Annotated in this window: 24 protein-coding genes; 7 read left to right on the forward strand and 17 right to left on the reverse strand. The window is 72.7% G+C overall.

Annotation, left to right across the window (positions count from 1 at the left end; all coding sequences use genetic code 11):
• Positions 1-9: 9 nt before the first annotated feature.
• On the forward strand, positions 10-726 hold the full coding sequence (locus BU204_RS06235) for a zf-HC2 domain-containing protein (RefSeq protein WP_075124568.1): 717 nt from the start codon (positions 10-12) through the stop codon (positions 724-726).
• A gap of 50 nt (positions 727-776) precedes the next feature.
• On the opposite strand, the gene BU204_RS06240 is transcribed toward BU204_RS06235, so the two are convergent.
• The 11 genes from BU204_RS06240 to BU204_RS06290 form a co-directional block, all read right to left on the reverse strand.
• Positions 777-1,760 carry a threonine ammonia-lyase gene (locus BU204_RS06240; RefSeq protein WP_075124633.1) on the reverse strand — a complete coding sequence of 328 codons (984 nt, stop codon included), beginning with the start codon at positions 1,758-1,760 and terminating at the stop codon, positions 777-779.
• Positions 1,761-1,783: 23 nt separating this feature from the next.
• Positions 1,784-2,242 (reverse strand): MaoC family dehydratase, encoded by a 459-nt coding sequence (locus tag BU204_RS06245; RefSeq protein WP_075124569.1) that lies wholly within the window; start codon positions 2,240-2,242, stop codon positions 1,784-1,786.
• Positions 2,239-3,744, reverse strand: a complete 1,506-nt coding sequence (locus tag BU204_RS06250; RefSeq protein WP_075124570.1) for an acyl-CoA synthetase — start codon at positions 3,742-3,744, stop codon at positions 2,239-2,241. Before BU204_RS06250 ends, BU204_RS06245 begins: the two co-directional genes overlap by 4 nt.
• Positions 3,737-4,612 (reverse strand): amidohydrolase family protein, encoded by an 876-nt coding sequence (locus BU204_RS06255; protein WP_075124571.1) that lies wholly within the window; start codon positions 4,610-4,612, stop codon positions 3,737-3,739. The genes BU204_RS06250 and BU204_RS06255 overlap by 8 nt, the downstream gene beginning before the upstream one ends.
• Positions 4,609-5,517, reverse strand: coding sequence for an SDR family oxidoreductase (locus BU204_RS06260; protein ID WP_075124572.1), 909 nt, complete (start codon positions 5,515-5,517; stop codon positions 4,609-4,611). Before BU204_RS06260 ends, BU204_RS06255 begins: the two co-directional genes overlap by 4 nt.
• Before the next feature lie 137 nt (positions 5,518-5,654).
• The gene (locus BU204_RS06265; RefSeq protein WP_075124573.1) at positions 5,655-7,004 is read right to left on the reverse strand and encodes an alpha/beta hydrolase; all 1,350 of its coding nucleotides are present in this window, start codon (positions 7,002-7,004) and stop codon (positions 5,655-5,657) included.
• Positions 7,001-7,948 (reverse strand): branched-chain amino acid ABC transporter permease, encoded by a 948-nt coding sequence (locus BU204_RS06270; protein WP_075124574.1) that lies wholly within the window; start codon positions 7,946-7,948, stop codon positions 7,001-7,003. Before BU204_RS06270 ends, BU204_RS06265 begins: the two co-directional genes overlap by 4 nt.
• Positions 7,945-8,805 carry a branched-chain amino acid ABC transporter permease gene (locus tag BU204_RS06275; protein ID WP_075124575.1) on the reverse strand — a complete coding sequence of 287 codons (861 nt, stop codon included), beginning with the start codon at positions 8,803-8,805 and terminating at the stop codon, positions 7,945-7,947. The genes BU204_RS06270 and BU204_RS06275 overlap by 4 nt, the downstream gene beginning before the upstream one ends.
• Positions 8,795-9,484 (reverse strand): ABC transporter ATP-binding protein, encoded by a 690-nt coding sequence (locus BU204_RS06280; RefSeq protein ID WP_233159429.1) that lies wholly within the window; start codon positions 9,482-9,484, stop codon positions 8,795-8,797. The genes BU204_RS06275 and BU204_RS06280 overlap by 11 nt, the downstream gene beginning before the upstream one ends.
• Positions 9,481-10,251 (reverse strand): ABC transporter ATP-binding protein, encoded by a 771-nt coding sequence (locus tag BU204_RS06285; RefSeq protein ID WP_198942783.1) that lies wholly within the window; start codon positions 10,249-10,251, stop codon positions 9,481-9,483. Before BU204_RS06285 ends, BU204_RS06280 begins: the two co-directional genes overlap by 4 nt.
• 4 nt (positions 10,252-10,255) lie before the next feature.
• On the reverse strand, positions 10,256-11,437 hold the full coding sequence (locus tag BU204_RS06290) for an ABC transporter substrate-binding protein (RefSeq protein ID WP_075124576.1): 1,182 nt from the start codon (positions 11,435-11,437) through the stop codon (positions 10,256-10,258).
• Between the two features lie 90 nt (positions 11,438-11,527).
• Between BU204_RS06290 and BU204_RS06295 the strand changes: the two genes are divergently transcribed.
• Positions 11,528-12,340, forward strand: a complete 813-nt coding sequence (locus tag BU204_RS06295) for a PaaX family transcriptional regulator (protein WP_233159431.1) — start codon at positions 11,528-11,530, stop codon at positions 12,338-12,340.
• Positions 12,341-12,721: 381 nt separating this feature from the next.
• Here the strand turns inward: BU204_RS06295 and BU204_RS06300 are convergent, their stop codons facing one another.
• From BU204_RS06300 to BU204_RS06310, 3 genes are read right to left on the reverse strand one after another with little or no spacing between them, the layout of a single operon-like run.
• Positions 12,722-13,714 (reverse strand): pyridoxal-phosphate dependent enzyme, encoded by a 993-nt coding sequence (locus BU204_RS06300; protein WP_075124578.1) that lies wholly within the window; start codon positions 13,712-13,714, stop codon positions 12,722-12,724.
• Entirely contained in the window at positions 13,635-14,618 is a 984-nt protein-coding gene (locus tag BU204_RS06305) for a GHMP family kinase ATP-binding protein (protein ID WP_143229328.1), read from the reverse strand. Before BU204_RS06305 ends, BU204_RS06300 begins: the two co-directional genes overlap by 80 nt.
• Entirely contained in the window at positions 14,615-15,421 is an 807-nt protein-coding gene (locus BU204_RS06310; RefSeq protein ID WP_075124579.1) for a Rossmann-like domain-containing protein, read from the reverse strand. Before BU204_RS06310 ends, BU204_RS06305 begins: the two co-directional genes overlap by 4 nt.
• Before the next feature lie 132 nt (positions 15,422-15,553).
• Between BU204_RS06310 and BU204_RS06315 the strand changes: the two genes are divergently transcribed.
• Genes BU204_RS06315 through BU204_RS06330 form a run of 4 tightly spaced genes read left to right on the forward strand, consistent with a single transcriptional unit; the run spans position 15,554 to position 19,665 of the window.
• Entirely contained in the window at positions 15,554-16,792 is a 1,239-nt protein-coding gene (locus BU204_RS06315) for an MFS transporter (protein WP_075124636.1), read from the forward strand.
• Positions 16,789-17,820 (forward strand): ABC transporter substrate-binding protein, encoded by a 1,032-nt coding sequence (locus BU204_RS06320; RefSeq protein ID WP_075124580.1) that lies wholly within the window; start codon positions 16,789-16,791, stop codon positions 17,818-17,820. The genes BU204_RS06315 and BU204_RS06320 overlap by 4 nt, the downstream gene beginning before the upstream one ends.
• Positions 17,810-18,892 carry a FecCD family ABC transporter permease gene (locus BU204_RS06325; RefSeq protein WP_083661042.1) on the forward strand — a complete coding sequence of 361 codons (1,083 nt, stop codon included), beginning with the start codon at positions 17,810-17,812 and terminating at the stop codon, positions 18,890-18,892. The genes BU204_RS06320 and BU204_RS06325 overlap by 11 nt, the downstream gene beginning before the upstream one ends.
• Positions 18,889-19,665: an ABC transporter ATP-binding protein gene (locus BU204_RS06330; RefSeq protein ID WP_075124581.1), complete on the forward strand. Its 777-nt coding sequence runs from the start codon at positions 18,889-18,891 to the stop codon at positions 19,663-19,665. The genes BU204_RS06325 and BU204_RS06330 overlap by 4 nt, the downstream gene beginning before the upstream one ends.
• A 27-nt stretch (positions 19,666-19,692) precedes the next feature.
• Here the strand turns inward: BU204_RS06330 and BU204_RS06335 are convergent, their stop codons facing one another.
• The 3 genes from BU204_RS06335 to BU204_RS06345 form a co-directional block, all read right to left on the reverse strand.
• On the reverse strand, positions 19,693-20,184 hold the full coding sequence (locus BU204_RS06335) for a DUF2004 domain-containing protein (RefSeq protein WP_075124582.1): 492 nt from the start codon (positions 20,182-20,184) through the stop codon (positions 19,693-19,695).
• Between the two features lie 57 nt (positions 20,185-20,241).
• On the reverse strand, positions 20,242-21,156 hold the full coding sequence (locus BU204_RS06340) for a phosphotransferase family protein (RefSeq protein WP_075124583.1): 915 nt from the start codon (positions 21,154-21,156) through the stop codon (positions 20,242-20,244).
• A gap of 94 nt (positions 21,157-21,250) precedes the next feature.
• Positions 21,251-21,778, reverse strand: a complete 528-nt coding sequence (locus tag BU204_RS06345) for a helix-turn-helix domain-containing protein (protein ID WP_075124584.1) — start codon at positions 21,776-21,778, stop codon at positions 21,251-21,253.
• Positions 21,779-21,836: 58 nt separating this feature from the next.
• Between BU204_RS06345 and BU204_RS06350 the strand changes: the two genes are divergently transcribed.
• On the forward strand, positions 21,837-22,757 hold the full coding sequence (locus BU204_RS06350; RefSeq protein ID WP_233159438.1) for an alpha/beta hydrolase: 921 nt from the start codon (positions 21,837-21,839) through the stop codon (positions 22,755-22,757).
• The last annotated feature ends 3 nt before the right edge of the window (positions 22,758-22,760 follow it).

Genomic DNA, 22,760 nt, shown 5'->3' on the forward strand with positions numbered 1-22,760 from the left:
ATGACAGGCGTGGACTGTCTGACCTGTCGCGAAGCGCTCTCGGCCCGGATGGACGGCGAGGAGGAACCCGTCCCCGCGGACCAGACCGACCAGCACGTCGACTCGTGCGCGGCATGCCGGTCCTGGCGGGCGCGCGTGGAGCACCAGTCCCGCGCGCTGCGGATCCGGCAGGCCCCACCGGTGCCGGACCTGTCCGCCGCCATCCTGGACCTGGCGGTCCCACCGCACGAGACCCGGGGATGGTGGGCCCGCATCGCGCTGGTCGCCGTCGCCGCCGCACAGCTCGCCCTCGCCCTGTCCCAGCTGCTCGGCGTGCACACCACCGTCGTCGCCGCCCACGGCGACGGCCACCTGTTCAACGAGAGCACCGCCTGGAACCTCGCCCTCGGCGCCGGAGTGCTCTGGGCGGCGTTCCACTCACGGGTCACCTCCGGCCTGATCCCCGTGCTCGGAGGCTTCGTCCTGGTCCTCGCGCCGTACTCGGTGCACGACATCCTCACCGGTGCCGTCGGCATGTCCCGAGTGGCCGAACACGGCCTGCTCGTGGTCGCGCTCGCCCTGCTCATCGTGGTCAACCGCCGCTACTCCGATCCGGCACCCCACGACCGCACCAGCCACGACGACGCCGAGGCGCCGCCGCACCCCGACATCGACGAGCCCAGGCCACCGACGACCCGCACGACACCCCGTCGCCCGCTGCGCCCCACCGGCCGACACGCGGCGTGAGTTCCCGTGGCAGATGTCCGCGGCGGGCCACGTTCCCCGATCACGCGTACCTACAGGAGTGACGGGTCGACGGCGGGATCCGTCCAGCGGCGGTAGGCGTCCAGGTCCACGTTGCCGCCGCACACGATCGTGAGCACGTGGCGGTCGGCGAAGCGGTCGCGGTCCTCGAGGATCGCCGCGATGCCGAGGGCTGCCGAGGGTTCGACGACCAGGCCGGCGTGGTCGAGGAGCATCCGCATCCCCGCGACGATCGATGCCTCGGTGACCAGGACGGCGTCGTCGACGATCAGGAGGAGGTCGTCCAGGACGGCGGGGATGGGGTGGCGGCCGGCGACGCCGTCGGCGATGGTGTTGGTCGACTCGGTGGTGACGACCCTCCGTTCGTGCCAGGAGCGCGTCATCGCCGGCGCGCCCAGCGGCTGGACGCAGACCACCTCGACGTCGGGTCTCGACGACTTCACCACGTGGCCGACACCGGTCGCCAGTGCCCCGCCACCGAGTGCCACCAGGACGGTGTCGAACGACGACGCGCTGTCCACCAGTTCCAGACCGATCGTCGCCGCGCCCTCGCAGGTCTCGAGGTCCAGGCTGTCCTCGAGCAGCCGGATGCCGTCGCGCCGCGCGATGGCCGCGGCCAGGTCGCGCGCCAGCTCGTGGTCACCGTCCACGAGCTCCAACCTGGCGCCCAACGCGCGGATGCGGTCGAGCTTGGCCGCCGTCGCGTGTCGGGGTGCCACGACCGTGACGTCGAGCCCTCGGCCGCGACCCGACCAGGCGAGGGCCTGGCCGAGGTTGCCGGCGCTGGCGCACACCACGGCACGCGGGCCTCGGGCGGCGAGCAGGCTCGCGACCACCTCGGTGCCGCGGGCCTTGAAGCTGCGTACCGGGTTCGCGGTCTCGAGCTTGATGCTCACCGCGCACCCGAGGCCGGGGTCCAGCGCCTCGCACCTATACAGCGGCGTGTCGAGGAAGACCGGGTCGATCAGCTGTCGAGCCGCGCCGATCCGAGCGGCGTCGAGGCGCGTCTGCTGCACGGACGGCAGCATAGCCTCGGTGCTCAGGCGTAGTAGCGGTACACCGCCTCGGCGACCAGCGCCGGCTTCGGCGCGTCCCGCAGCTCCATTGTGAAGTCCACAATGGTCTGAACGCTCTCCACGCCCAGGTTCTCCACCTCCGCGACCCTGGCCCTGAGCCGGACCTGACCGCCGGCGGGGACCGGCGCGGGCAGGCGCACCCGGTTCAGGCCGTAGTTCACCGCCATCCGGATGCCGTCGATACGGAGCAGCTGGCTCCACAGCGGAATGAGCAGGGCGAGGGTCAGGTACCCGTGCGCGATCGTGGTGCCGAACGGGCCGGTGGCAGCGCGCTCGGGGTCGACGTGGATCCACTGGTGGTCACCGGTGGCGGCGGCGAAGGTGTCGATCCGCTCCTGGCTGATCCGGTGCCAGTCGCTGGGGTCGAGCTCCCGGCCGGCGAGCGCGGCGAGCTCGGCCAGCCCGTTGACGACAGTGGTCACCGTTGCCCTCCGTAGGTCGTGCGCAGTTGGCTCTTGAGCAACTTCCCGGACGCCGTGCGCGGAAGCGCCCCGGCGAACGTGACCGATTTCGGGATCTTGTACCGCGCGATCCGGCCGTCGAGGAACTCCAGCAGTTCCTCCGGGCGAGCGCCGGCACCCTCGCGGAGCACCACCACCGCCCGGCCGACCTCGCCCCACCTCTCGTCGGCCACGCCGATGACGGCGCAGTCGGCCACCGCCGGGTGCTTGTGCAGCGCGTCCTCCACCTCGGCCGGGTAGACGTTCTCGCCGCCGGAGATGATCACGTCCTTGATCCGGTCCCGGACGTACAGGTAACCGTCCTCATCGGACACCGCGACGTCGCCGGTGCGCAGCCAGCCGTCGGCCGAGAGCACCGCCGCCGTCTCCGCCGGCTTGCCCCAGTACCCGCGCATGACGTTCGGCCCGTGCAGCACGACTTCGCCGGGCGTACCCGGCGGCACCTGCTCGCCGTCGGGCCCGACGACCCGCATGTCGGTGAAGAAGCAGGGCGTGCCGGCCGAGCCGGCCTTCTCCCGGCTCTCCCTGGTGCGCAGGAACGACGCGCTCGGCGAGGACTCGGTGAGGCCGTAGCCCTGCAGGAACACCAGACCGCGTTCCTGGTAGGTGGTGATCACCTGGTGCGGAACCGGCGCGCCGCCGCAGATCAGCGTGCGCACGGAGGACAGGTCCGCCTCGGCCCACCGCCGGCTCGCCGCGACCGCCGCGAAGATCGCGGGCACGCCGAACAGGTAGGTGACGCGGTGCCGCTCGATCAGCTCCAGCGTGCCCTCCGGGTCGAACGCCGGCATCAGCACCACCGTGCCGCCCTTGAGCATCGTTGGCAGCACGGTCTGGTTGAGCGCGGCGACATGGAACATCGGCGCGTTCACCAGGGTCACCTCGTCGCCGGCCAGGTCGACGTCGATGAGCAGGTTGACGCTGTTCCATTGGATGTTGCCATGGGTCAGCGCGGCACCCTTGGGGTGGCCGGTGGTGCCCGAGGTGTACATGATCATGGCCACCTCGTCCTGGCCGACCGGCTCGTCGAGCGGCTCGACGGGCGCCTGCGCCACCAGTCGAGCGTGCTCGTCCAGGTCCACCACATGCGGGATCCGGACCATGCCCCGCAGCGCGTCGGCGTGCTCGGCGTGGCTCGGCGCGTGCACGAGGACCGCCGCGCCGCTGTCGGCCAGCATGTAGGCGAGCTCGTTCGGGGTCAGGCGGGTGTTGAGCGGCACGAAGATCGCGCCGAGCTTCGCGGTGCCGAACAGCGTCTCGAGGAACGCGACGTGGTTGGGGCCGAGGTAGGCGACGCGGTCCCCAGCGCCGACACCGAGCCCGGCGAGCGCGTGGGCGAACCGGGTGGCGCGTTCATGCAGCTGCCGATAGGTCCACTCACGACCTTCGCCGACGACGGCGACCTGGTCGGGCGACATGCGAGCCCGGCGGGTCGTCCAGGACCCGATGCCCTGGTCACGCATCGCCGAGTCCGAGCAGCCGCACGGCGTTCTCCTTGAGGATCATCGGCACCACCTCGGGCCTGACGTCCAGCTTCGCGAAGTCGGCCAGCCACCGGTCCGGGGTGATGACCGGGAAGTCGGAGCCGAACAGCACCTTCTCCCTGAGCAGCGTGTTGGCGTAGCGCACCAGCTGGGGCGGGAAGTACTTGGGGGACCAGCCGGACAGGTCGATGTGCACCAGGGGCTTGTGCGTGGCGATCGCGAGCGCCGCATCCTGCCAGGGGAAGGACGGGTGCGCGAGCACGATCCGCAGGTCCGGGAAGTCGGCGGCGACGTCGTCGACGGCCATCGGGTCGGAGTACTTGAGGCGGATCCCTCCCCCGCCCGGCAGACCGGCGCCGATCCCGGTCTGTCCGGTGTGGAACAACGCGACCATCCCGCTGTCCTGCAACACATCGTAGAGCGGGTAGAGCATCCGGTCGTTGGGGTGGAAGGCCCCCAGGCTGGGGTGGAACTTGAACCCGCGGACCCCGTACCGCTCCACGAGCGCGACGGCCCGGCGCACGGCCGCCCGGCCCCGCCACGGGTCCACGCTGGCGAACGGGACCAGCACGTCGGCGTGCTCGGCGCACTCCTCGGCGATCTCCTCGCTCGAGATCGGTGGGTGTCCGGTGGCCGCCTCGGCGTCGACGGTGAACACCACCGCGGCCATCCGGCGCTCCCGGTAGTACGCGGCGATCTCCGGCACGGTCCTGGTGCGCTCCTCGCCGGCGACCTTGAAGTACGCCGCGGAGCCGCTCATCAGGTGCGGGGGCAGCGAGTTGTGGCCGCCGGCCGAGACCTCGACGTGGACGTGCACGTCGAGCGCGACCAGGTCCGCCACCCTCACGAGGGCACCACCGGCGCGGGAATCCCGACCTCCTGGAGGTCCCGCCCGACCGTCGTCGCCCACGTCTGCGCGATCGCGTCGGCGCTCCACCCGCCGTCCCGGTAGGACACCGTGACCTCCTGCGGGTGGGTCCACAACGAGAGCCTGTTCCCGCCGATCCCGATCGCCTGCCCGGTCACCGCGCCGGCCGCGGCGGAGGCGAGGAAGACCACCAGCCCGGCGGCGTCCCGCGGGGTGCCGAAGCCCTCCCCGGACCGCAGCCACGCCGGCAGTGGGGTGCCGTCCCGCTGCCAGGCCTCGACGTACGGGGCGAACGCGGGGATCGTCGCCGTCATCGCGGTCGCGGCGACCGGGATCACGGCGTTCACCGTGATCCCGGACCGTTGGCACTCCATCGCCCAGGTGCGCACCATCCCGACGATGCCGGCCTTGGCCGCCGAGTAGTTCGTCTGCCCGACGTTGCCGCGCTGCCCGGCCGGCGACCCGACGACGACGATCCGCCCCCCGTCGCCCTGCTCGCGCATCCGCCGCACCGCCGCACGCACACAGGTGAACGTGCCGCGCAGGTGCACGTCGAGGACCGTGTCGAACTCCTCGTCGGACATCCGCCAGAGCATGCGGTCCCGCAGCACGCCGGCATTGGTGACCAGGGCGTCGAGCCGGCCGTACGCCTCGACGGCCCGGTCCACCAGCCGCTGGGCCACCGCCGAGGGCCCGACCGCGCCGGGCTCGGTCACCGCGGCCCCGCCGGCGGCGGTGATCCGGTCGACGGTCCGCGTCGCCGACTCGGCGTCGGCGTCGTTGACCACCACCGCCGCGCCGGCCGCGGCCAGGGCCGTCGCGTAGGCCTCGCCGAGCCCACGTCCGGCACCGGTCACGACCGCCACCCGTCCGGTCAGCTCCACATCTGCTCCTCTCCAGATCAACGATCAGTGGAACCCTGCCTTCGACCTCCGCTACCGTCACCCCAGGGGAACGTGACGCAACCCAGCCACAAGTACGTGACCTGATGGAACGCTGCTGCCCACGGTGACCAACAGGGTTAGTTCCGGGGAGGCGGATCCACCAGGTCGAACGGCCGCGGGTACGGCGCCGGCCGGTAGGCGAGGTAGGCGTGGGTCCCGCCGGGGTCGAGCCGTTCGGCCGCCTCGTTCAGCGCCCGGGGCCCGGTGTCGGGCCAGCGCCCGTCGCGGACGCGCTCGCGCAGCGCGCGCAGGGCGGCGAGCATCTCGCCGGTGGTGAACGTGCAGTGGCCGCCGCGGTGCACGAACGCCTGGCGCAGCCACCGCTCCCGCCCGGCCTCGTGCACGGCGTCCGCGTAGGCCCGCTGGACCTGGACCGGCACCAGCGCGTCGCCGGTGGTGTGGATGGTGAGCAGGGGCGCGCCGGGACGCCCGGTGAAGCTGAGGTTGCGGACCAGATAGGCGACCGCGTGGCGGTCGGCACTGATCCGGGGCGCGGCCGCCAGGGTCGCCAGGTCGGCGGAGAGGGAGGCCCCGGCACGCGCGTAGAGCGCCTCGACCTCCGCCCGGATCGACGACCGGGCGAGCATCCGGGTGTAGTCCACTCCGGTGTTCCACGACATGTTCCCCCCGGCCCAGGTCTCCGCCTCCTGCCGCCAGGACAGTCCGACGTAGACGGTGCCGCGCAGGGCCAGGTACTGGTTGCGCTGGGCGGTCTCGTGGTCCCCGGGCGCCGGCTCCGGCAGCTGGGCTTCGGTCCAGGCCGGGATGTTGTGCAGTGCCGCGGCCAGGGCTGTTCTGGCCCGGCCGAGCGCGGTGCTCTGGCCGGCGTCGAGCGCCGCCGTGAGCTCGGCCGCGGCGGCGAGCGCGGTCGCCTGGTCGGGCAGGTCGACCAGGGGCGCGGTCGAGCCGGGGGCCAGCAGCGTCCGGATCGCGAACACCGGGTCCAGCGTGTTGTTCCAGTTGGCGACCCCGCCCTGCTGCAGACCGCACATGGCCAGCGCGCCGTCGAAACGGTCGTACCGCTCGACGAGGCCGGTCGTGACCATCCCGCCGAGCGAGGTCCCCCAGGCGATCGTCTCCCGAGGGCTGCCGAAGCGGTCGACGAACGCGTCCAGGGTGGCCACCTGGTCCGGCAACGCCCGCTCGAGGACCCAGCCGGTCTCGGCGTAGGAGGACCCGATCAGGGCGTAGCCGCGGTCGAGCAGGCCGGTCCGGACCTCCTCGTCGGGGGCGTTGCGCGCCGGGTTCGGTGCCCCGTCCGGGGTGTAGCCGTGGCTGTAGAGCAGGACCGTCCGGTTCCACCCCGCCGGCACGTCCATGACGTAGGTCGCCCCGCTGGGCAGCGTGCCCTCCACGTGCACCGGGTCCGCGGCGGTCGCCGGCGACAGCAGGCCCACGACGAGCGTGGACACGACGAGCAGCTTCACGACCGATCCCTCCTCGACAGCGCGGGCACCAGGCCACGCGGCAGGTACAGCACGGCGATCACGAGCAGCAGCCCGTAGACCGCGTAGGAGAGCACGCTCGGGGCGTAGCTCGGCATGCCCGGTCGGGTGCCGATGTCGTTGAGCACCTGGACGAGCAGCACGATGGCCACCGCACCGACCACGCCACCGGACACGGTGCCGAGCCCGCCGACCACGGCCATCACGACGTACTCGACCGACAGCAGGACCGGGAACGACCCGGGTCCGAGGTAGCCGAGGTAGAACGCGTAGATCCCGCCGGCCAGGCCCGCGAACGCGGCGGACAGCGCGAACACGCCGAGGCGGTAGCGGCCGACCGGGACCCCGCTGGCCCCCGCCGCGACCTCGCTCGTGGCCAGTGCCCGCAGTCCGCGGCCGACGCGCGAGGCGACGAGGTTGCGCGCCACGAGCAGCGTCCCGGTGAGACCGGCCAGGACCAGGTAGGCGTAGTGGACGTCCTCGTCCAGCTCGATCCCACCGACCGACAGCCGCGGGATGCCCTGCAGGCCGATCGCCCCGCCGGCCCACTCCGACTGGGCGAGGACCGAGAGCAGGATCAACTGCATGGCCAGGGTCGCGAAGGCGAGATAGTGCCCGCGCAGCCGGAGCAGTCCGATGCCGACGACCGCGGCGAACCCGGCGGCGAGCACCGGCGCGGCGGCCAGACCGAGCAGCGGCGGGACGCCGTTCACGGTGAGCAGGCCCGCGGTGTAGGCGCCGATGGCGTAGAACGAGGCCTGGCCGAGCGAGATCTGTCCGGCGAAGCCCATCAGCAGCGCCAGCCCGACGGTGACCATGGCGGCGAGCCCGGCCAGGACGTAGATCCCGAGCTGGCGGCCGTCCAGCACGACCGGCAGCGCCAGCGCCGCTGCCGCGGCGGCGAGGACGAGTGCGGTTGTCCTCACGTCGGTTCCTCCAGTGCCGCCGGACGGCGCGCCGCCCGCCCGATCATCACCGCCAGCATGAGCCCGAGCGCGATCTCGGTCTGGTGCGCGGCGTTGCCATACCCCGCGACGAGCGCCTGGGTCACGCCGAGCAGCAGCCCGCCGGCGAGCGTGACCGCCGGGCGCGTCAGTCCACCCAGGACGGCCGCCGCGAACCCGTTGACGATCAGCGTCACGTCGGAGTCGAAGGTGATCTGCTGGACCGGGGTCAGCAGCACTCCGGCCAGGGCACCGAGCGCGCCGCCGATGGCGAAGGCCAGCAGCCCCATCCGCCGCACGTCGATGCCGATCACGCGCGCGGCGTAGGGGTTCGAGGCGCACGCGGTGAGCGCCCGGCCCAGGTCGGTGTGGCCGAAGAACAGTGCCATGCCGGCGAACACCGGCACGGTGACGCCGATGACCAGCAGGTAGTGGCTCTGCACCCGGCCGTCGAGGACGGTCACCGCCCCGGGCACGCCGGCGAACGAGCGCGGCTGGTCGCCCCAGACCAGCACAACGACCGCGTAGGCGAAGATGGCCAGCCCCAGCGTCACGATCAGCGCGGCCTGCGGGGTGGTGCCCGGCCGTCCTATCGCGACGAACCCGACGAGCAACCCGACCAGTGCCACGGCCAGCACCGCGAGCGGTTCGGCGATCCCGTGCGGCAGAACGGAGAGCAGCGACGACGCACACATCGCGCCGATGACGGCGAACGTGCCCTGGGCGAAGTTCACCACGCGGGTGACCCGGTAGATCGCCACCAGCCCGCTGCCGACCAGCGCGAAGCCGCACCCGGTGCCGAGCCCGGTGATCACGTAGCCGGCGAGCTCATTCGCCATCGACGACCACCCCGCCGAGGTAGGCGTCGGACACCAGGGAGCTCGCGGCGAGCTCCGCGCTCGTGCCCTCGGCGACGATCCGGCCCGCCTCCAGCACATAGGCACGGGAGCAGAGATCCAGGGCCAGGCGGGCGTTCTGCTCGATCAGCAGCACCGCGACGCCGCGCCAGGCGTTGAGCTCGCGCAGGTGCCGCACGAGGTCGGCGACCACGAGCGGCGCGAGACCCAACGACAGCTCGTCGATCACCAACACGTCCGGGCGGCTCATCAGTGCCCGCCCGACCGCGACCATCTGCTGCTCGCCGCCGGAGAGCAGCCCGGCCCGCCGCCGGCGCAGCTCGGTCAGAGCGGGCAGCACGGCGTACACCGCGGCGGTGTCGCGCTCCCCGATCCGCCATCCGCCGAGGCGCAGGTTGTCCTCGACGGACAGGTCGCCGAACACCTGCCGTCCCTCCGGCACGTGCGCGAGCCGACCTCGCACGGTCACCGAGCCCGAGGCGGGCACGAGGATCCCGGACAGCGTGTCGACCAGGGTGGACTTCCCGGCGCCGTTGGGGCCGACCAGCGCGACCAGCTCGCCGACGCCCACGGTGAGGCTGACCCGGTCCAGCGCGGTCGCCGCGCCGTAGCGCACGGTCAGCTCGGCGACCTCGACGAGCGGGCCGCTGGTCCGGATCACGCGCTCACCTCCGCACCGAGGTAGGCCGCGATCACCCGTTCGTCCGCCCTGACCTGCGTCGGCGTGCCCTCGGCGATGACCTGGCCGAGGTCGAGCACGGTGACCCGGTCGGCGAGTCGGCTCACGAACGCGACGTCGTGCTCGACCAGCAGCACTGTCAGCCCGTCGGTCCGCAGGTTCTCGACCAGCGCGGCGAGCTCGGCCCGCTCGGCCGCCCGCAGCCCTGACGCCGGCTCGTCGAGCAGCAGCAGGCGTGGCCGCCCGCACAACGCCCGGGCCAGCTGCACCCCGCGCTGCTGGCCGAGCGGCAGCGCGTCCACCGCGCGGTCAGCCCACGCCGAGAGCCCCGTCCTGGCCAGGCACTCCCGGGCGGTCCCGAGGATCTCCCGCTCCTCGCGGCGGTGCCGTGGCGCACGGGTCACCGCGCCGAGGAACCCCGACCGGGTGACCCCGTGCGCGCCGACCATGACGTTCTCCAGCACGGTCATGCCGCGGAAGACGCGTGCTCCCTGGAACACGACGCCGATGCCCGCCCGGGCCCTGCGGTGCGAGGGCCACCGGTCGATGCGGTCGCCGTCGTAGACGACCTCACCGCCGTCCGGCCGGAGCTGTCCGCCGATGAGGTTGAACAACGTGGACTTCCCGGCGCCGTTCGGCCCGATGACGGCCCGGAGCTCACCCCGCGGGACCTCGAGGTCGACCTCGCGCACGGCGAACACCCCGTCGAACGAGCGGCGGAGCCCGTTCACGCGCAGCAGCGGGTGCACCGTCCTAACCGGCCAGGCTGGCCAGCTGTTCGCTGGTCCACTCGGTCGGGACGAACTGGCCGTCGGTCACCGTGTTGACCGCGATGAACTCCGGACCGAGACCTGCGTGGTCGTCCTCGGCGTAGGTGTACTCGCCGTTGGGCGTGGTCAACGTCAGGTCCTGCAACGCGGCCTGGATGCTCTCCGGCTCGGCGTCGCCCGCCTTCTCGATCGCCGCGACCAGCAGCTTGACCGCGCTGTAGCCGTCCTGGGCGAACTGCGGCGGCGGGTAGCCGTACTCGTCCTGGAAGGCGGTGGTCAGCTCGTCGACGGCCGCCTTCTGCTCGCCGTCGGGCAGGTGCGGGCCGACCACGCCGATCGAGCTGGCCACGAGCACCCCCTCGGCCGCCTCGCCGACCGGGTCCAGGAACAGCGTGCTGGCCTGGGCGCCGGTCAGCACGAGCGGCACGTCCACCCCGGCGCTGGCGTACTGCTTGGTCAGCGCGACGGCGGGCGCGCCGGTGGCCCAGACCACCAGCGCCCGTGCGCCGGAGGTACGCACGCGGCCCAGCAGCGCACCGAACTCGGTGGCGTCGGTCGTGAACTCCTCGGTCGCGACCAGGTCGACGCCGTACTCCCGCGCCTTGGCCGTCATGCCCTCGAACCCGGCGACGGCGTAGGAGCTGCGGGTGTCGTGGGCGACGGCCACCTCGGACACGCCGGTCGCCTCGAAGTACTGGAGGATTCGCTCCGCGTAGGTGCTCGAGGTCGCGGGGACGACGAACACGTAGGGATGCACCGGGTCGATCTGCTCGTCGGCCGGGGTGAGCGAGAGGTAGGGCAGCTCAGCCCGGTCCACGAGGGGGACCGTGGCGAGCGCGGAGTTGGAGAACGGGGAGCCGATGACGGCGGCGACCTGGTCCCCGCGCAGCTCGTTGAACGCCAGCACCGACTGGTCCGGCTGGCTCCGGTCGTCCCGCACCACGAGCTCGAGCTGTCGGCCGAGCACGCCGCCCTCGCGGTTGACCCGCTCGACGGCCAGCTCGACGGACTTCTTGTTCTCGCTGCCCAGCGGCGAGTAGTTGCCGGTCAGCGACACGATCTGGCCCACCCGGATGGGGCCGTCCCCGGAGCCGCCCGAACCGTCGTCGGCGCATCCAGTGGTGAGGAGAGTGAGGGTGGCGAGGAGCGGAGCAAGTCGACGCACGGTACCTCCCTGTACCAGGAGCGCGATGCGGCCGCACCTAAAGCTAGGCGTAGTGCTTGCAGCCGTCAAGAATGTGCCTAATATCGCGACGTGCAGAACCCGGGCCCACGACCGAGCTCCCTGATGCTCACCTTCCTCGGCGACTACGTCTTCGGGCGTGGCCGGTGCGTCTTCTCCGGCAGCGTCATCGACGTCCTCGGCCGGCTCGGCGTCTCCGAGCACGCGTCCCGGTCGACCCTGTCCCGCATGGTCAACCGCGGGCTGCTGCGCCGGCAGAAACATGGCAGGCGCATGTACTTCGGCCTCACCCCCCGCACCGTCGACATCCTGCGCGACGGCCACACCCGCATCTGGCGGACCGGAGCGGTCAACGACGACTGGGACGGCACCTGGACCCTGCTCGGCTTCTCACTGCCCGAAGCCTGGCAGCGCCAGCGACACGACCTGCGCTCACAGCTGGCCTGGGCCGGTTTCGGCCCGCTACAAGGAGGCTTGTGGATAGCCCCCGGCCACGTCGTCGTGGACGGCATCGTGGCGGAGCTGGGCCTCGGCGCCCGCGTCCGCGTCTTCCGCGCGACGGCCGACGACCTGACCGAAATCGGCCAACTCGTCGAGGACGCCTACGACCTCCCCCGCCTGGCCACCGGCTACCGCGACTTCCTCACCCGCTGGGACCACGGAACTCCCCAGCCGTACGCCGCCGACCCACTCGCCGCCCACCTGTCAATCGTCACCGAGTGGCTACAGACCATTCGCGCGGACCCACGCCTCCCCGTACGCCACCTACCCCAGGACTGGCCGGCCATAGTCGCCCAGAAGGCGTTCCACCGAATCGAGGCCGCCCTGGCCACCCCCGCCGCAGAGCTGGCAGCCCAGCTCCTGGAGACGGTGCCCGAGCAGTAGCAGCTCCCCGAGCCCTCGCTCCCTCAGGCCGACAATCGTCGTACTCCAGGGGATCGGTGTAAAGGGCGCCTTCGGCGTCGCTGACGCGAGCTCGCTTCGCTCGCCCCTTGACACCGATCCCCCGGAGCCACGAACCGGCCTGTATGAGGGAGCAGCGGGAAGGAGTAGGCAGCCTCCCTCAGAGCCGAGCCCTCGGCGCGCCGCTTCCCAGGCAACCCCACCGAACAAGGAAACCTCCCTACACTCCCCCCGGCTCCCTCGTATAGGCCGTCCCTAGCGCCACAGCGTCGGGGTCAAGAGTGGCGAAGCCATCGCGCAGCGACGCCGCAGGCGCTCTTGAAGCCGACGATGTGGCGTTAGACCATTGTCGGCCGAGGGAGCTCAACCCGGCCCACCCGCCCTTCCCCAGCGCATACGTGACCACGGAAGCCGCAGCTCGTCCACAGTAGACACCTCGACCGGGGCCAGGCTCTCAACAGCCGGCGCCTCGCGAAAGCGGGCGAACACGCTCTCGACATAGCGGTGCCCCGTGTCGGCCGCGATGAACACGGTGGTGCGGGCGGGGTCGTGTTCCCAGTGGGCGGTGAGGTAGGCGGCGCCGGTGGACAGGCCGGCGAAGACGGCGTGTTCGCGCAGCAGGGCGATGCTGCCGGCGAGGGCGGCGGTGAAACCGACCCAGTGCAGGGTGTCGTAGAGGGTGTGGTCGACGTTGTCGAAGGGAATCGAGCTGCCGATGCCGGCGATGATGATGTCCGGGTCGGACACGTGCTGGCTGCCGAACGTGACGCTGCCGAAGGGTTGTACCCCGACGAGCGCCACCTCGGGTAGGCGACCGCGCAGGTAGGTGGCGAGGGCACCGGTCGACGCACCGGAACCGACGCCGCCGACGAGGGTGAGCGGTCCGTCGCCGAGTTCGTCGGCGATCCGGTCGGCCACCGCCCGGTAGCCGAGGTAGTGGATGGCGTCGTGGTACTGGCGCATCCAGTGGTAGCCGGGGTTGTCGCGGAGGATCTCGTGGATGCGGGCGACGCGGCGGCTCTGGTCGAGCTTCAGGCTCACCGACGGGGCCATTTGTTCCAGGTGGGCACCGAGGACCGCGAGCTGGGCGCGCAGGGTGTCATCGACCGTGGTGGAGCCGACGATGTGGCAGCGCATGCCGTAGCGGTGACAGGCCAGCGCGAGCGCGTAGGCGTAGATGCCGCTGGAGGAGTCCAGCAGGGTGTCCCCTGGCCGCACCACGCCGGTCTCGAGCAGGTGCTCCACGGCGGCCAGCGCGGAGACGACCTTCATCGACTCAAACCGCAGGCAGACCAACCCGTCGTCGAGGCGGACGAGGTCCGGTCTGCTGATCGCGTCGGCGATGTGGCTGTCCATGTCCGCCCTCCGCTCGGCCGGTGGTGAAGATGCGTGTGACCGGGATGCCGTGCCGGTCAAGCGCCCGCCGGCAGTGCCACAGCCGCCGGTCCAGATCGGACGCGGGGTCGAACAGCAGTCCCGCGACGTTCCCGCTGTGCGCGACCTGCACGCCGGCCGACCCGGTCCGCCGGGCGACGGCCTCCAGCTCGGTTAGCTCCTCCTTGGGCAGCACCCGCTGGTTGCGCCGGGCGCTCTCGGTGCTGACCCGGCCGAGCAGGGCGAGGTCGGCGTCGGCGATCGCCCGGCGCAGCAACGCGCGGAGCCCCTCGAAACACCGCACGTCCTCCTCCCGGCACGGGCCACGAACCGTCAGCGTGTCCACCGGTCTGCCGCCCCCGGTCAGGCAGCCGACGACGACCACGGGCGGCAGCGCCGCGCCGAGGTCCTCCAGGACCCGGCCCTCCCGGTGGGCGAACAGCAGCGGACGGTCCTCGAGCATGAGAGGGTCGCTCGCGTGCTCGGCGCGGACCGCGAGGCGGGCGACGGCGGCGGGCGGCAGCTCGACGCCGAAGCTCGCCGCCACCGCGCGGATCGCGGCGATCACGTCGCCACTGGAGGAGCCCATGCCCAAGCCCAGCGGGATGTCGCTGTGCAGCCGCAGCCGCCCACCGCACCGCGGCCGGCCGCTGCGGCGCGCGCACTCGGCGGTCGCGAGCGAGGCCGCGCGGGCGGCCTTCACCCGGTCCGCCGGGCGCACGACCACCACCCCGGTGCCGGGTGTCGGTGCGAACTCGGCGCGGACGCCGGGCCCGCCCATCGGCAGCGTCACCAGCCCCCGGCACGGCCGACCGGAGGCGTCGACGAAGACACCCTGGAGGAGCTCACCGTGGTGGACGGCGGAGTGCCCGGTGCCGACGATCATGCCGGCGTCGCCTGGCGGTAGTGGTAGAGCGTGGTCACATCCGCGCTGAACTGGGAGAACGGGAAGGGCTCTGCCGACACCGCGGTCACCCCGGCACCGAGGAACGCCCGCGCGACCGCGCTCCCGCTCTGCGCGTAGACGACCAGCGGCACGGCTCGCTCCCGGCAGCGGCGGACAATCTCGTCGAACGTGCCGTTTCCCAGCGTCATCCCGGTCGCGACGACCGCGTCGGCGTCCTCGAGCACCTCGCTCATCTCCGAGGTCACGGTGTCCCCCCACTGGGTCGCGGGCAGGTTGAGGTCGCACGGGAGGCAGACCCCTCCCCGCTCGCGAATGGCGGCCACGAGGGGGTTCACCACCCCGATGAGCGCGACCCGCGCACCCGTCGCGATGTCCAGCAGGCCGGTGATCGCGGCGTCGCGGGCACGAGCCCGCACCTCCGGCGTGCCCGCGGGCAGGGACACCGGCTCCGCGTCCGGCGCCTCCCGGTGTGGACGAACGGTGGCGAGATAGGCGTCCAGTGCGGCGATTCGCAGCGGTAGCGGGCCGTCCCGCAGCAGGTCGCCGACGGACCGGCCGGACGCCTCGAGGCAGATCGACGGGTCCACCTCATCGGCCTCGAACGCGCAGGCGCCGAACGACCGCCCACATCGGACCAGAAGGTACTGGTTGCGGTAGGTGGTGTTCCCGCCGGCCAGGCGCGTTCCGTGATGGAGCCAGAAAACGCTCGTCGCGTCCATCGTGGACGGACGGGGGCCATGTTCTCCGGCGAGGACGCCGGCGATGAGCTGTTCGACGTTCACCCGGCGCCACCGCGCCGGAACCGGAAGGGGCCACAGGCCGGTGCATCCATGCTCACGGTCGGCTATGTTACAAATGATAACCATTTCCGTCTAGACCGAGGAGGCCAGAGGGTGACTTCGTCGTCGGCCGGGATCGCGGGGAGGAGAGCCCGGCGCTCGGCGCCGCTCGGGGCGCGGTTCGCCCGGCTCTGGCTTGGCACGACGGCGTCGGGCCTGGCGACGTGGGCGCTGCCGTTCGTGCTGGGGCTGGGGGTGCTGACCCGCGAGCTGAGCGCGGCCGGCCTCGGCGTGGTGCTCGCCGCGCGCACGGCGGGGTTCCTGCTGGCCGTTCCGGTCAGCGGGGTGCTCGCCGACCGCCGCTCACGCCGCCAGGTGGTGTTGTGGGCGGGGCTGGCCGCCGCGGTCGGCTCGCCCGTGCTGGCGCTGGGGCTCGGACGCTCGGTCGCGTTGATGGCGGCCGCGGCGGTGGTGGTCGGTGCGGGGCAGGGTGCGTGCCGACCCGCGTTCCAGGCACTCGTCGCCGAGATCGTCGAGCCGGAGCGCAGGCAGGCGGCCAACGCGGCGATCGCGTTGTCGGTCCGGGTCGTCACGCTCACCGCCCCGGCACTGACGGCCCTGTTGGCCGCCGTGCTCAGCACCACCGCGCTGCTGGTCGGGACCGGCCTGGTCTGGCTGTGCGCCGCGCTCGTGCCGCCGGCCGGGCGACACGGGGTGGACACCGCCGCCCCGCGGGCCTCGTTCACGCGCGAGTTCGGCGAGGGCGTGCGGGAGGCGAGGCGCCACCCCTGGTTCCTCGCCGGCCTGGGCGCGCTCACCACGGTGATCGCCACCGGGTACTCCGCATCCAGCGTGGTCCTGCCGCTGGTCAGCCGGGACCGCTACGGCACCGAGGCGGTACTCGCAGCGGCGTTGACCGCGTACACGGTGGGCGGTCTGCTCGGGGCGCTCGTCCTCACCCGGTGGCGGCCCCGCGTCCAGGGCTGGACCGCCCTGGGGGCCCTTGCCTGCCACGGCTTCGTACCGCTCGCGCTGCTGCTGCCCGTGCACTGGACGGTGGTCGTGGCCGCCTACGTCGTCGCCGGGCTGGGGATCGAGCTGTTCAACGTGCCCTGGTTCACCGCGACCCAGCGCGAGGTCGCGCCGGACAAGCTCGCTCGAGTGTCCTCGTTGGACTTCTTGCTCTCCTACGGGCTCGCACCGGTGGGACTGGCGCTCATCGTGCCGGCCATCGACGCGTTCGGGGAGTACGCCGTGCTCGGCACCTGCGCGGTCGTGTGCTTCCTCGCTCCGGTCGCCGCGATGGCGGTCCCCACGACCCGCGGCTTCACCAGGCCGACGACCTCCGTTCCTTTCCCAGGGAGGAAGAGATGACACGATGTGGCAGAAGCGGCTGGACGGCCGCACTCGGTTCGGTGCTCACCGCCGCCGCCGTCGGGCTGTCCGGCTGTGCCGACCCCCCAGCCGACCCCGCGGCCGATCCCGCGCGCTCAGCGCCGGCGAGCACCGTGCGGAGCTGCGGTCAGGAGCTGTCGTTCACCGAACCGCCCGAGCGCGTGGTGACGCTGGACCAGTCCTCGACCGAGACCCTGCTCGAGCTGGGCCTGGCCGACCGCATGGTGGGCACGGCCAACCTGAAGACCGAGGTCGCGGCCGAGTACCGGGAGGACTACGCCAGGGTGCCGGTGCTGAGCCCGAAGCTCCTCACCGCCGAGCAGTTACGTGCGGCGACGCCCGACCTCGTCGTCGCCTCGTTCCCGGCGCAGTTCACCGCCGACCGGGTCGGGTCGCGGCAGGAGCTGGCCGAGCTGGGGCTGCCGTCGTTCGTCAGCGCGGTGGCCTGCCCGGCCGACAACGAGCCCGGCATGTCCCCGTTCGACCTGCTGTTCTCCGACTACGAGGCGCTCGGCCGGATCTTCGGGATCGAGGACCGCGCCGCGGCGCTCGCCGACGAGCAGCGCGCCGCCCTGGCCGACGCGGAGAAGGTCGGGCGGGCGGTGGCCGGCGAACCGAGCGTGCTGTGGCTGTACTCCACGTTCAACGGGACGCCCTACGTCGCCGGCGGCACCGCACTGCCGACCGAGATGAGCGCGGCACTGGGAGCGCGCAACGCCTTCGACGACGTGTCCGAGGACTGGCCGGAGGTGTCCTGGGAACGGATCGCGGAGCGTGACCCCGAGGTGATCGTGGTCGGCGACCTGTCCGAACGCGGCTCGCCCGGGGACAGCGCCGAGGAGAAGATCCGCCTGATGCGCGAGCACCCGGTGATGTCGCAGCTCGACGCCGTGCGGGAGAACCGGATCATCGAGGTGCCGGGCATCGAGATGGATCCCTCGGTTCGCTCGGTCCACGCGCTCGAGCTGTTCGCGGCGGGCCTGCGGGATCTCGGCTATGCCGGCTGAGCTGCCCCTCGCCCTGCGTCCGGACGCGGAGGTGCGGGTGCCGGCGGCGCCCGTCCGGCAGGCCGGGCGGCGGTCCGGGCCGCTGTTCGCGGCGGGCGTGGTGGCCCTGCTGGTGTCGCTCGCCGCGTGCATGGTGGTGGGCAGCGGCGACATCGGCTTCGGCGAGCTGGGCCGGGTGCTCGGCGGACACCTCGGGCTCGACGTCGAGCCGTTGCCCCGACTGCTGGACTCGCTGGTGTGGGACCTGCGGGTGCCCCGCGTCCTGATGGCCGCCGTGGTGGGCGCGGCGCTCGCCGGCTGCGGCGCCGTGCTCCAGGCCGTGACCCGCAACGCGCTCGCCGAGCCCTACCTGCTCGGGGTCTCCCACGGCGCCTCGACCGGCGCGGTGCTGGTCGTCGTGCTGGGGGTGGGCGGCGGGGTGGTCAGCGTGTCCGGCGGCGCCCTGGTCGGCGCGCTCTGCTCGTTCGCGCTGCTGCTCGCGCTGCTGGGCCGGCGCGGCCTCGGGTCGGTGCGGGTCGTGCTCACCGGCATCGTGATCGGGCTGCTGTTCGAGGCGGTCACCTACCTGGTGCTGATGGCCTCCAGCGACGCGGACACCACCCGGGCGGTCACGCACTGGCTGCTGGGGTCGATGGCACCGTCGCGGTGGGACTCGCTGACCGTCACCACCGTCGTGGCGGCGGCCGGGCTGCTCGTGCTGTGGCTGCACGCGACGGCACTCGACGGGTTCGCGTTCGGCACCGACACCGCGGCCTCCCTCGGCGTCGACGTCCGCCGGACACGGATCGTGCTGCTCGTGGCGACGGCCGTGCTGACCTCGGTCGTCGTGGCGTCGGTCGGCGCCATCGCGTTCGTCGGCCTGCTCGTCCCGCACGGGGTGCGGTTCCTCGTCGGCCCGTCGCACCGGGTGCTGTTACCGCTGTCGGCACTCGCCGGTGCCGTCTTCCTCGTGTGGGCCGACGCGCTGTCCCGGGTCGCGTTCGCGCCGAGGGACGTGCCGGTGGGCGTGTTCACCGCGCTCGTCGGGGTGCCGTTGTTCCTCCTGGTGCTGCGCAGGCGAGGTGAGCTGTGAGGATCTCGGCCAGGAACCTGACCTGGACCGCGGGCGGCACCACCGTCGTCAGGAACGTCACGATGGCGGTTGAGTCCGGCGAGACGGTGGGCCTCATCGGCCCCAACGGTGCCGGCAAGTCCTCACTGCTGCGCTGCCTGGCCGGCCTGCGCACCCCGACCGCGGGCACCGTCCACCACGACGGCGAGGACATCGCCGCCCACGACCCCCGGCACGTCGCACGGCGGCTGGCCTTCGTCGAGCAGACCGGCGAGAGCGACACCGACCCGCGGGTGGCCGACGTCGTCGCACTCGGCCGGACGCCGTTCCGCGACCGGTGGCGCGGCCTGTCCCCCGCCGACCACGCCGTCGTCGACGCCGCACTCGACCACCTCGGCCTCGCCGGACTCCGCCACCGCCACTGGTCCACCCTGTCCGGCGGCGAGCGGCAACGGACCCACCTCGCCCGTGCTCTCGCCCAACGCCCGACCGCGATCCTGCTCGACGAACCGACCAACCACCTCGACATCCGCCACCAGCTCGAGCTGCTGGAGCTGCTGTCCCACACGAGCCAGACGGTGCTGGTCGCCCTGCACGACCTCGCCCTCGCCGCCCGCTACTGCGACCGGCTCCTCCTGCTCCACCGCGGCGAGCTGGTCGCCCACGGCACCCCGACCGAGGTACTCACCCCGGCACTCCTCCGTCAGGTGTACGAAGTGGACGTCCACATAGGTCAGGACGACCTCGGGTACCCGGTCCTCGCCTACCGCGCTCCGGTGAGCCAGGCCCGGTAACGAGGGCGGAGCCCTCGGGACGCCGCCTCAGCTCTCGGTGTACAGCCCGGTGACCTCGTTCCCGTCGAACTTCACGGCGAGGACGTACTGGGTGGCCTCCGGGTCGATCGAGTAGTCGAGCACCGCCTCGTAGCCGGTCCCGTCGTCCACCCGGTGGATCCCGACGCGGACCAGGCTCAACCGGGCGACGAACTCCTCGGTGTCCGGCGTGGTGCCGCCGAACACCTCGTCGACGACGCTCGCTTCCTCCAGGTGGTGCTCGACGTACTCGGCCACCTCGGACACCTCGCTGTCGAGGTCGGCGCGGATCGCCGCCCGCGCCGTGCGCGCGAGCTCGGGCAGGTTGGTGACGTAGGGGGCGACCCGGTCGAGCAAGCCCTCGTCGACGGCGGAACCCTCGAACAGCAGGGACACCCCGACCGTCCGACCGTCGAGCTCGACCTCCGACTCCCACCAGTTCTCGTCGTTCTCGGGGTCGAACTCGACCTCGCCGAACACCTCGTGCACCACGGTCCGCACAGCTATCCACCTTCCGCCGGGTTCCAAGAACAGCGTGCAGGCTAGCGATCGGCGGGCTCAGCGCGTCATCGCGGTGATCCTGGCGCACAGCCGCCGCGTCGCGGCGATCTTCTCTCGGTGCAGGTCCTGGTCGCCGATCTCCTCGACGGCGACCGACACCAGCAGTACCTCGGTGTCGAGCTGGTAGAGGTCCAGCAGGACCTCCTCGAGCTCGTCCACCGGGTGCGGCCTGCCGTAGCCCTCGAGGAACGCGTCGTCGAGCAGGCCGTAGGAGCGGATGCGCGCCAGCTCCAGCAGGGGGTCGCCGACCAGGCAGTTGGCCAGGTCCAGCACCGCGACGACGCGGCCGGAGCGCACGCACAGGTTCGGCGGGCGCAGGTCCATGTGCAGCAGCCTGGTGGCGGCGTGCTCCCGCCCGACGAGCAGCGCGCCGAGGCGGTCGACGAAGTCGGCAGGCACCGGCAGCTCGGTGTACTTGGCCGCCGACGCCATCCGCTGGCCGAGCCGGGTGGTGAAGAACTCCGTCCAGGACCGCTTCGGCGCCAGCAGGCCGGTGTCGGGTTCGATCTCGTGGATGGTCCTGGTCAACCCGCCCAGCTCGGCGAGCACCGGCGCGACCGGGAAGTTGTCCTCCGACTCGACGAACTCGGCCAGGCTCCAGGACACCCGGTCCGCCGAGTCGGTCCTGCGCGTCCGCAGCACCCGCGGCACCGGTACCTCCGCCCGGGCCAGGAGCTCGGCGGCGACCGCCTCCTTGAGCAGCACCTCGCCGAAGTCGACGACCCCCTCGTAGGACGTCGGCACGAGCTCCACCCGAGGAGAGCGAACCACGCCCAGCAGCTGGTCGCCGTCGTGCAGGAGGTCGGCCCAGAAGTCCACACCGGAGCGCCAGGAGGAGACCCGCGCACGGGGCAGCCCGAGCACGGCCCGCACGTCCGCCTGGAGAGCCTCGACGCGGTCGTCCTGAGGCATAGACCACCCGCCCACTCCCGTGTTCCTCGGTTCGGTCCCGTGCCATCCGGGGGTTCCGGCTCAGCACGGTCCCCAGCTGAGCGACGCCGACCGGTCAGTCGAGCGCGGGCATGGCGACCAGGCTGACCATGCGCCGGGTGCGGCCCGCACCTGGTTCGCCACCCAGCCGGGCGGTGACGGCCGCCCGCAGCTCGGCGAGCAGCTCGGCCAACTCCGCGTCGGTCAGCCACAGCGCAGCCTGCTGGTAGGTCACACCGTCCGCGCCCGGGTCGGTCGGCTTCCCGGCGAGGTACCGGTCGAAGTCGGAGAGCAGTCCCCCGGTGAACGCGGTGAACGCCCGCCGGTGGTCGTCCGGGCTCATCGCGGCGCGGTCGGCAGCGCCGAGGGCGGGTCTGTCCCGGTGCACCCGGTAGGTGCGTTCGACCGCCCCCCGCACGCGCTTCTCCTCGAGCACCTCGAGCAACCCGGCGTCGGCCAGCGTCGCGACGTGCCGGTACATGGTCGCCGGGGCGATGTCGGGCAGCCGCTCGAGGAGCTGGGCGGTCGTGGCGGGGCGGCCGTCGAGAAGCGCCCGCATGATGCGCAGCCGGACGGGGTGCAGGAGCAGGTCGAGGGTGGCCATGGGACACATCATTCCAAGCACTGATACCTTTATCAAAATTGAGAATAATGGAGGCGTCATGATGGATCTGCACTCTCGGGACGCGCTGGAGACCGACGTGACGGTCGCGGCGGACGACGGTCTCGCCCTGGCCGGCACCCTCACCCTGCCCGCCGGCCCCGGCCCCCACCCCGCGGTGCTGTGCCTGCCCGGCTCGGGGCGTGTCGACCGCGACTCCAACGCCGGCCGGGTCCGCATGAACCTCGGTGCCCCACTGGCCGCCGCACTCGCCCGGCACGGCATCGCCTCTCTGCGCTACGACCGCCGCGGCGTCGGCGCCTCCCCGGGCGACTGGCACTCGGTCGGCTTCCACGACAACCGGACCGACGCCGCCGCGGCACTGCGTGCCCTGCGAGCCCGCCCGGAGATCCGCGCGAACGCCGTCGGCGTGCTGGGACACAGCGAAGGCGCGCTGCACGCGATCGCGCTCGGCGCCGACGCCGCGGCCGTGGTCCTGCTCGCCGCCTACGCCCGCCCCGGCGAGCAGGCGGTCCGCTGGCAGGGTGCGCGTCTCGCCGCCACCCTGCCTCGTCCGCTTCGCCCGCTGCTGCCCGTCCTGCGCCGCCTCGCCACCCGCCAGCTCGCCCGGGTGGCCGCCACCACGACCGACTCCGCGCGCGTCTGCGGTGTCCGGGTCAACGCGCGGTGGTGGCGCGAACTGCTCGTGCACGACCCCCGGCCGGAGCTGGCGCGCATCACCGCCCCCGTGCTCGCCGTCACCGGCGCCAACGACGTCCAGGTCGACGCGGGCGACCTCGACGTCATCGCCGCCCTGGTCCCCGGCGGAGCGGACATCCGCCGCGTTCCCGGCCTGACCCACGTGCTCCGTCCCGCCGACGGCCCGGCCTCTCCCCTGTCCTACGGCCGCCTCCTGCGCGACCCGGTGGACCCCGCCCTGCTGACCGATCTGGCCCGGTGGCTCGCGACCCGGCTTCGGTGACGC

The sequence above is a fragment of the Actinophytocola xanthii genome (assembly GCF_001921205.1).
GTDB classification, from domain to species: Bacteria; Actinomycetota; Actinomycetes; order Mycobacteriales; family Pseudonocardiaceae; genus Actinophytocola; species Actinophytocola xanthii.

What these genes read in the sequence shown, in the direction of transcription:
- BU204_RS06250 (WP_075124570.1), bottom strand. Translation starts at nt 3,744, where the DNA reads ATGCGTGACCAGGGCATCGGGTCCTGGACGACCCGCCGGGCTCGCATG.
- BU204_RS06305 (WP_143229328.1), bottom strand. Translation starts at nt 14,618, where the DNA reads ATGATCGTCGGCACCGGGCACTCCGCCGTCCACCACGGTGAGCTCCTC.
- BU204_RS06325 (WP_083661042.1), top strand. Translation starts at nt 17,810, where the DNA reads ATGCCGGCTGAGCTGCCCCTCGCCCTGCGTCCGGACGCGGAGGTGCGG.
- BU204_RS06340 (WP_075124583.1), bottom strand. Translation starts at nt 21,156, where the DNA reads ATGCCTCAGGACGACCGCGTCGAGGCTCTCCAGGCGGACGTGCGGGCC.
- BU204_RS06275 (WP_075124575.1), bottom strand. Translation starts at nt 8,805, where the DNA reads ATGGCGAATGAGCTCGCCGGCTACGTGATCACCGGGCTCGGCACCGGG.
- BU204_RS06345 (WP_075124584.1), bottom strand. Translation starts at nt 21,778, where the DNA reads ATGGCCACCCTCGACCTGCTCCTGCACCCCGTCCGGCTGCGCATCATG.
- BU204_RS06350 (WP_233159438.1), top strand. Translation starts at nt 21,837, where the DNA reads ATGATGGATCTGCACTCTCGGGACGCGCTGGAGACCGACGTGACGGTC.
- BU204_RS06320 (WP_075124580.1), top strand. Translation starts at nt 16,789, where the DNA reads ATGACACGATGTGGCAGAAGCGGCTGGACGGCCGCACTCGGTTCGGTG.
- BU204_RS06300 (WP_075124578.1), bottom strand. Translation starts at nt 13,714, where the DNA reads ATGGACAGCCACATCGCCGACGCGATCAGCAGACCGGACCTCGTCCGC.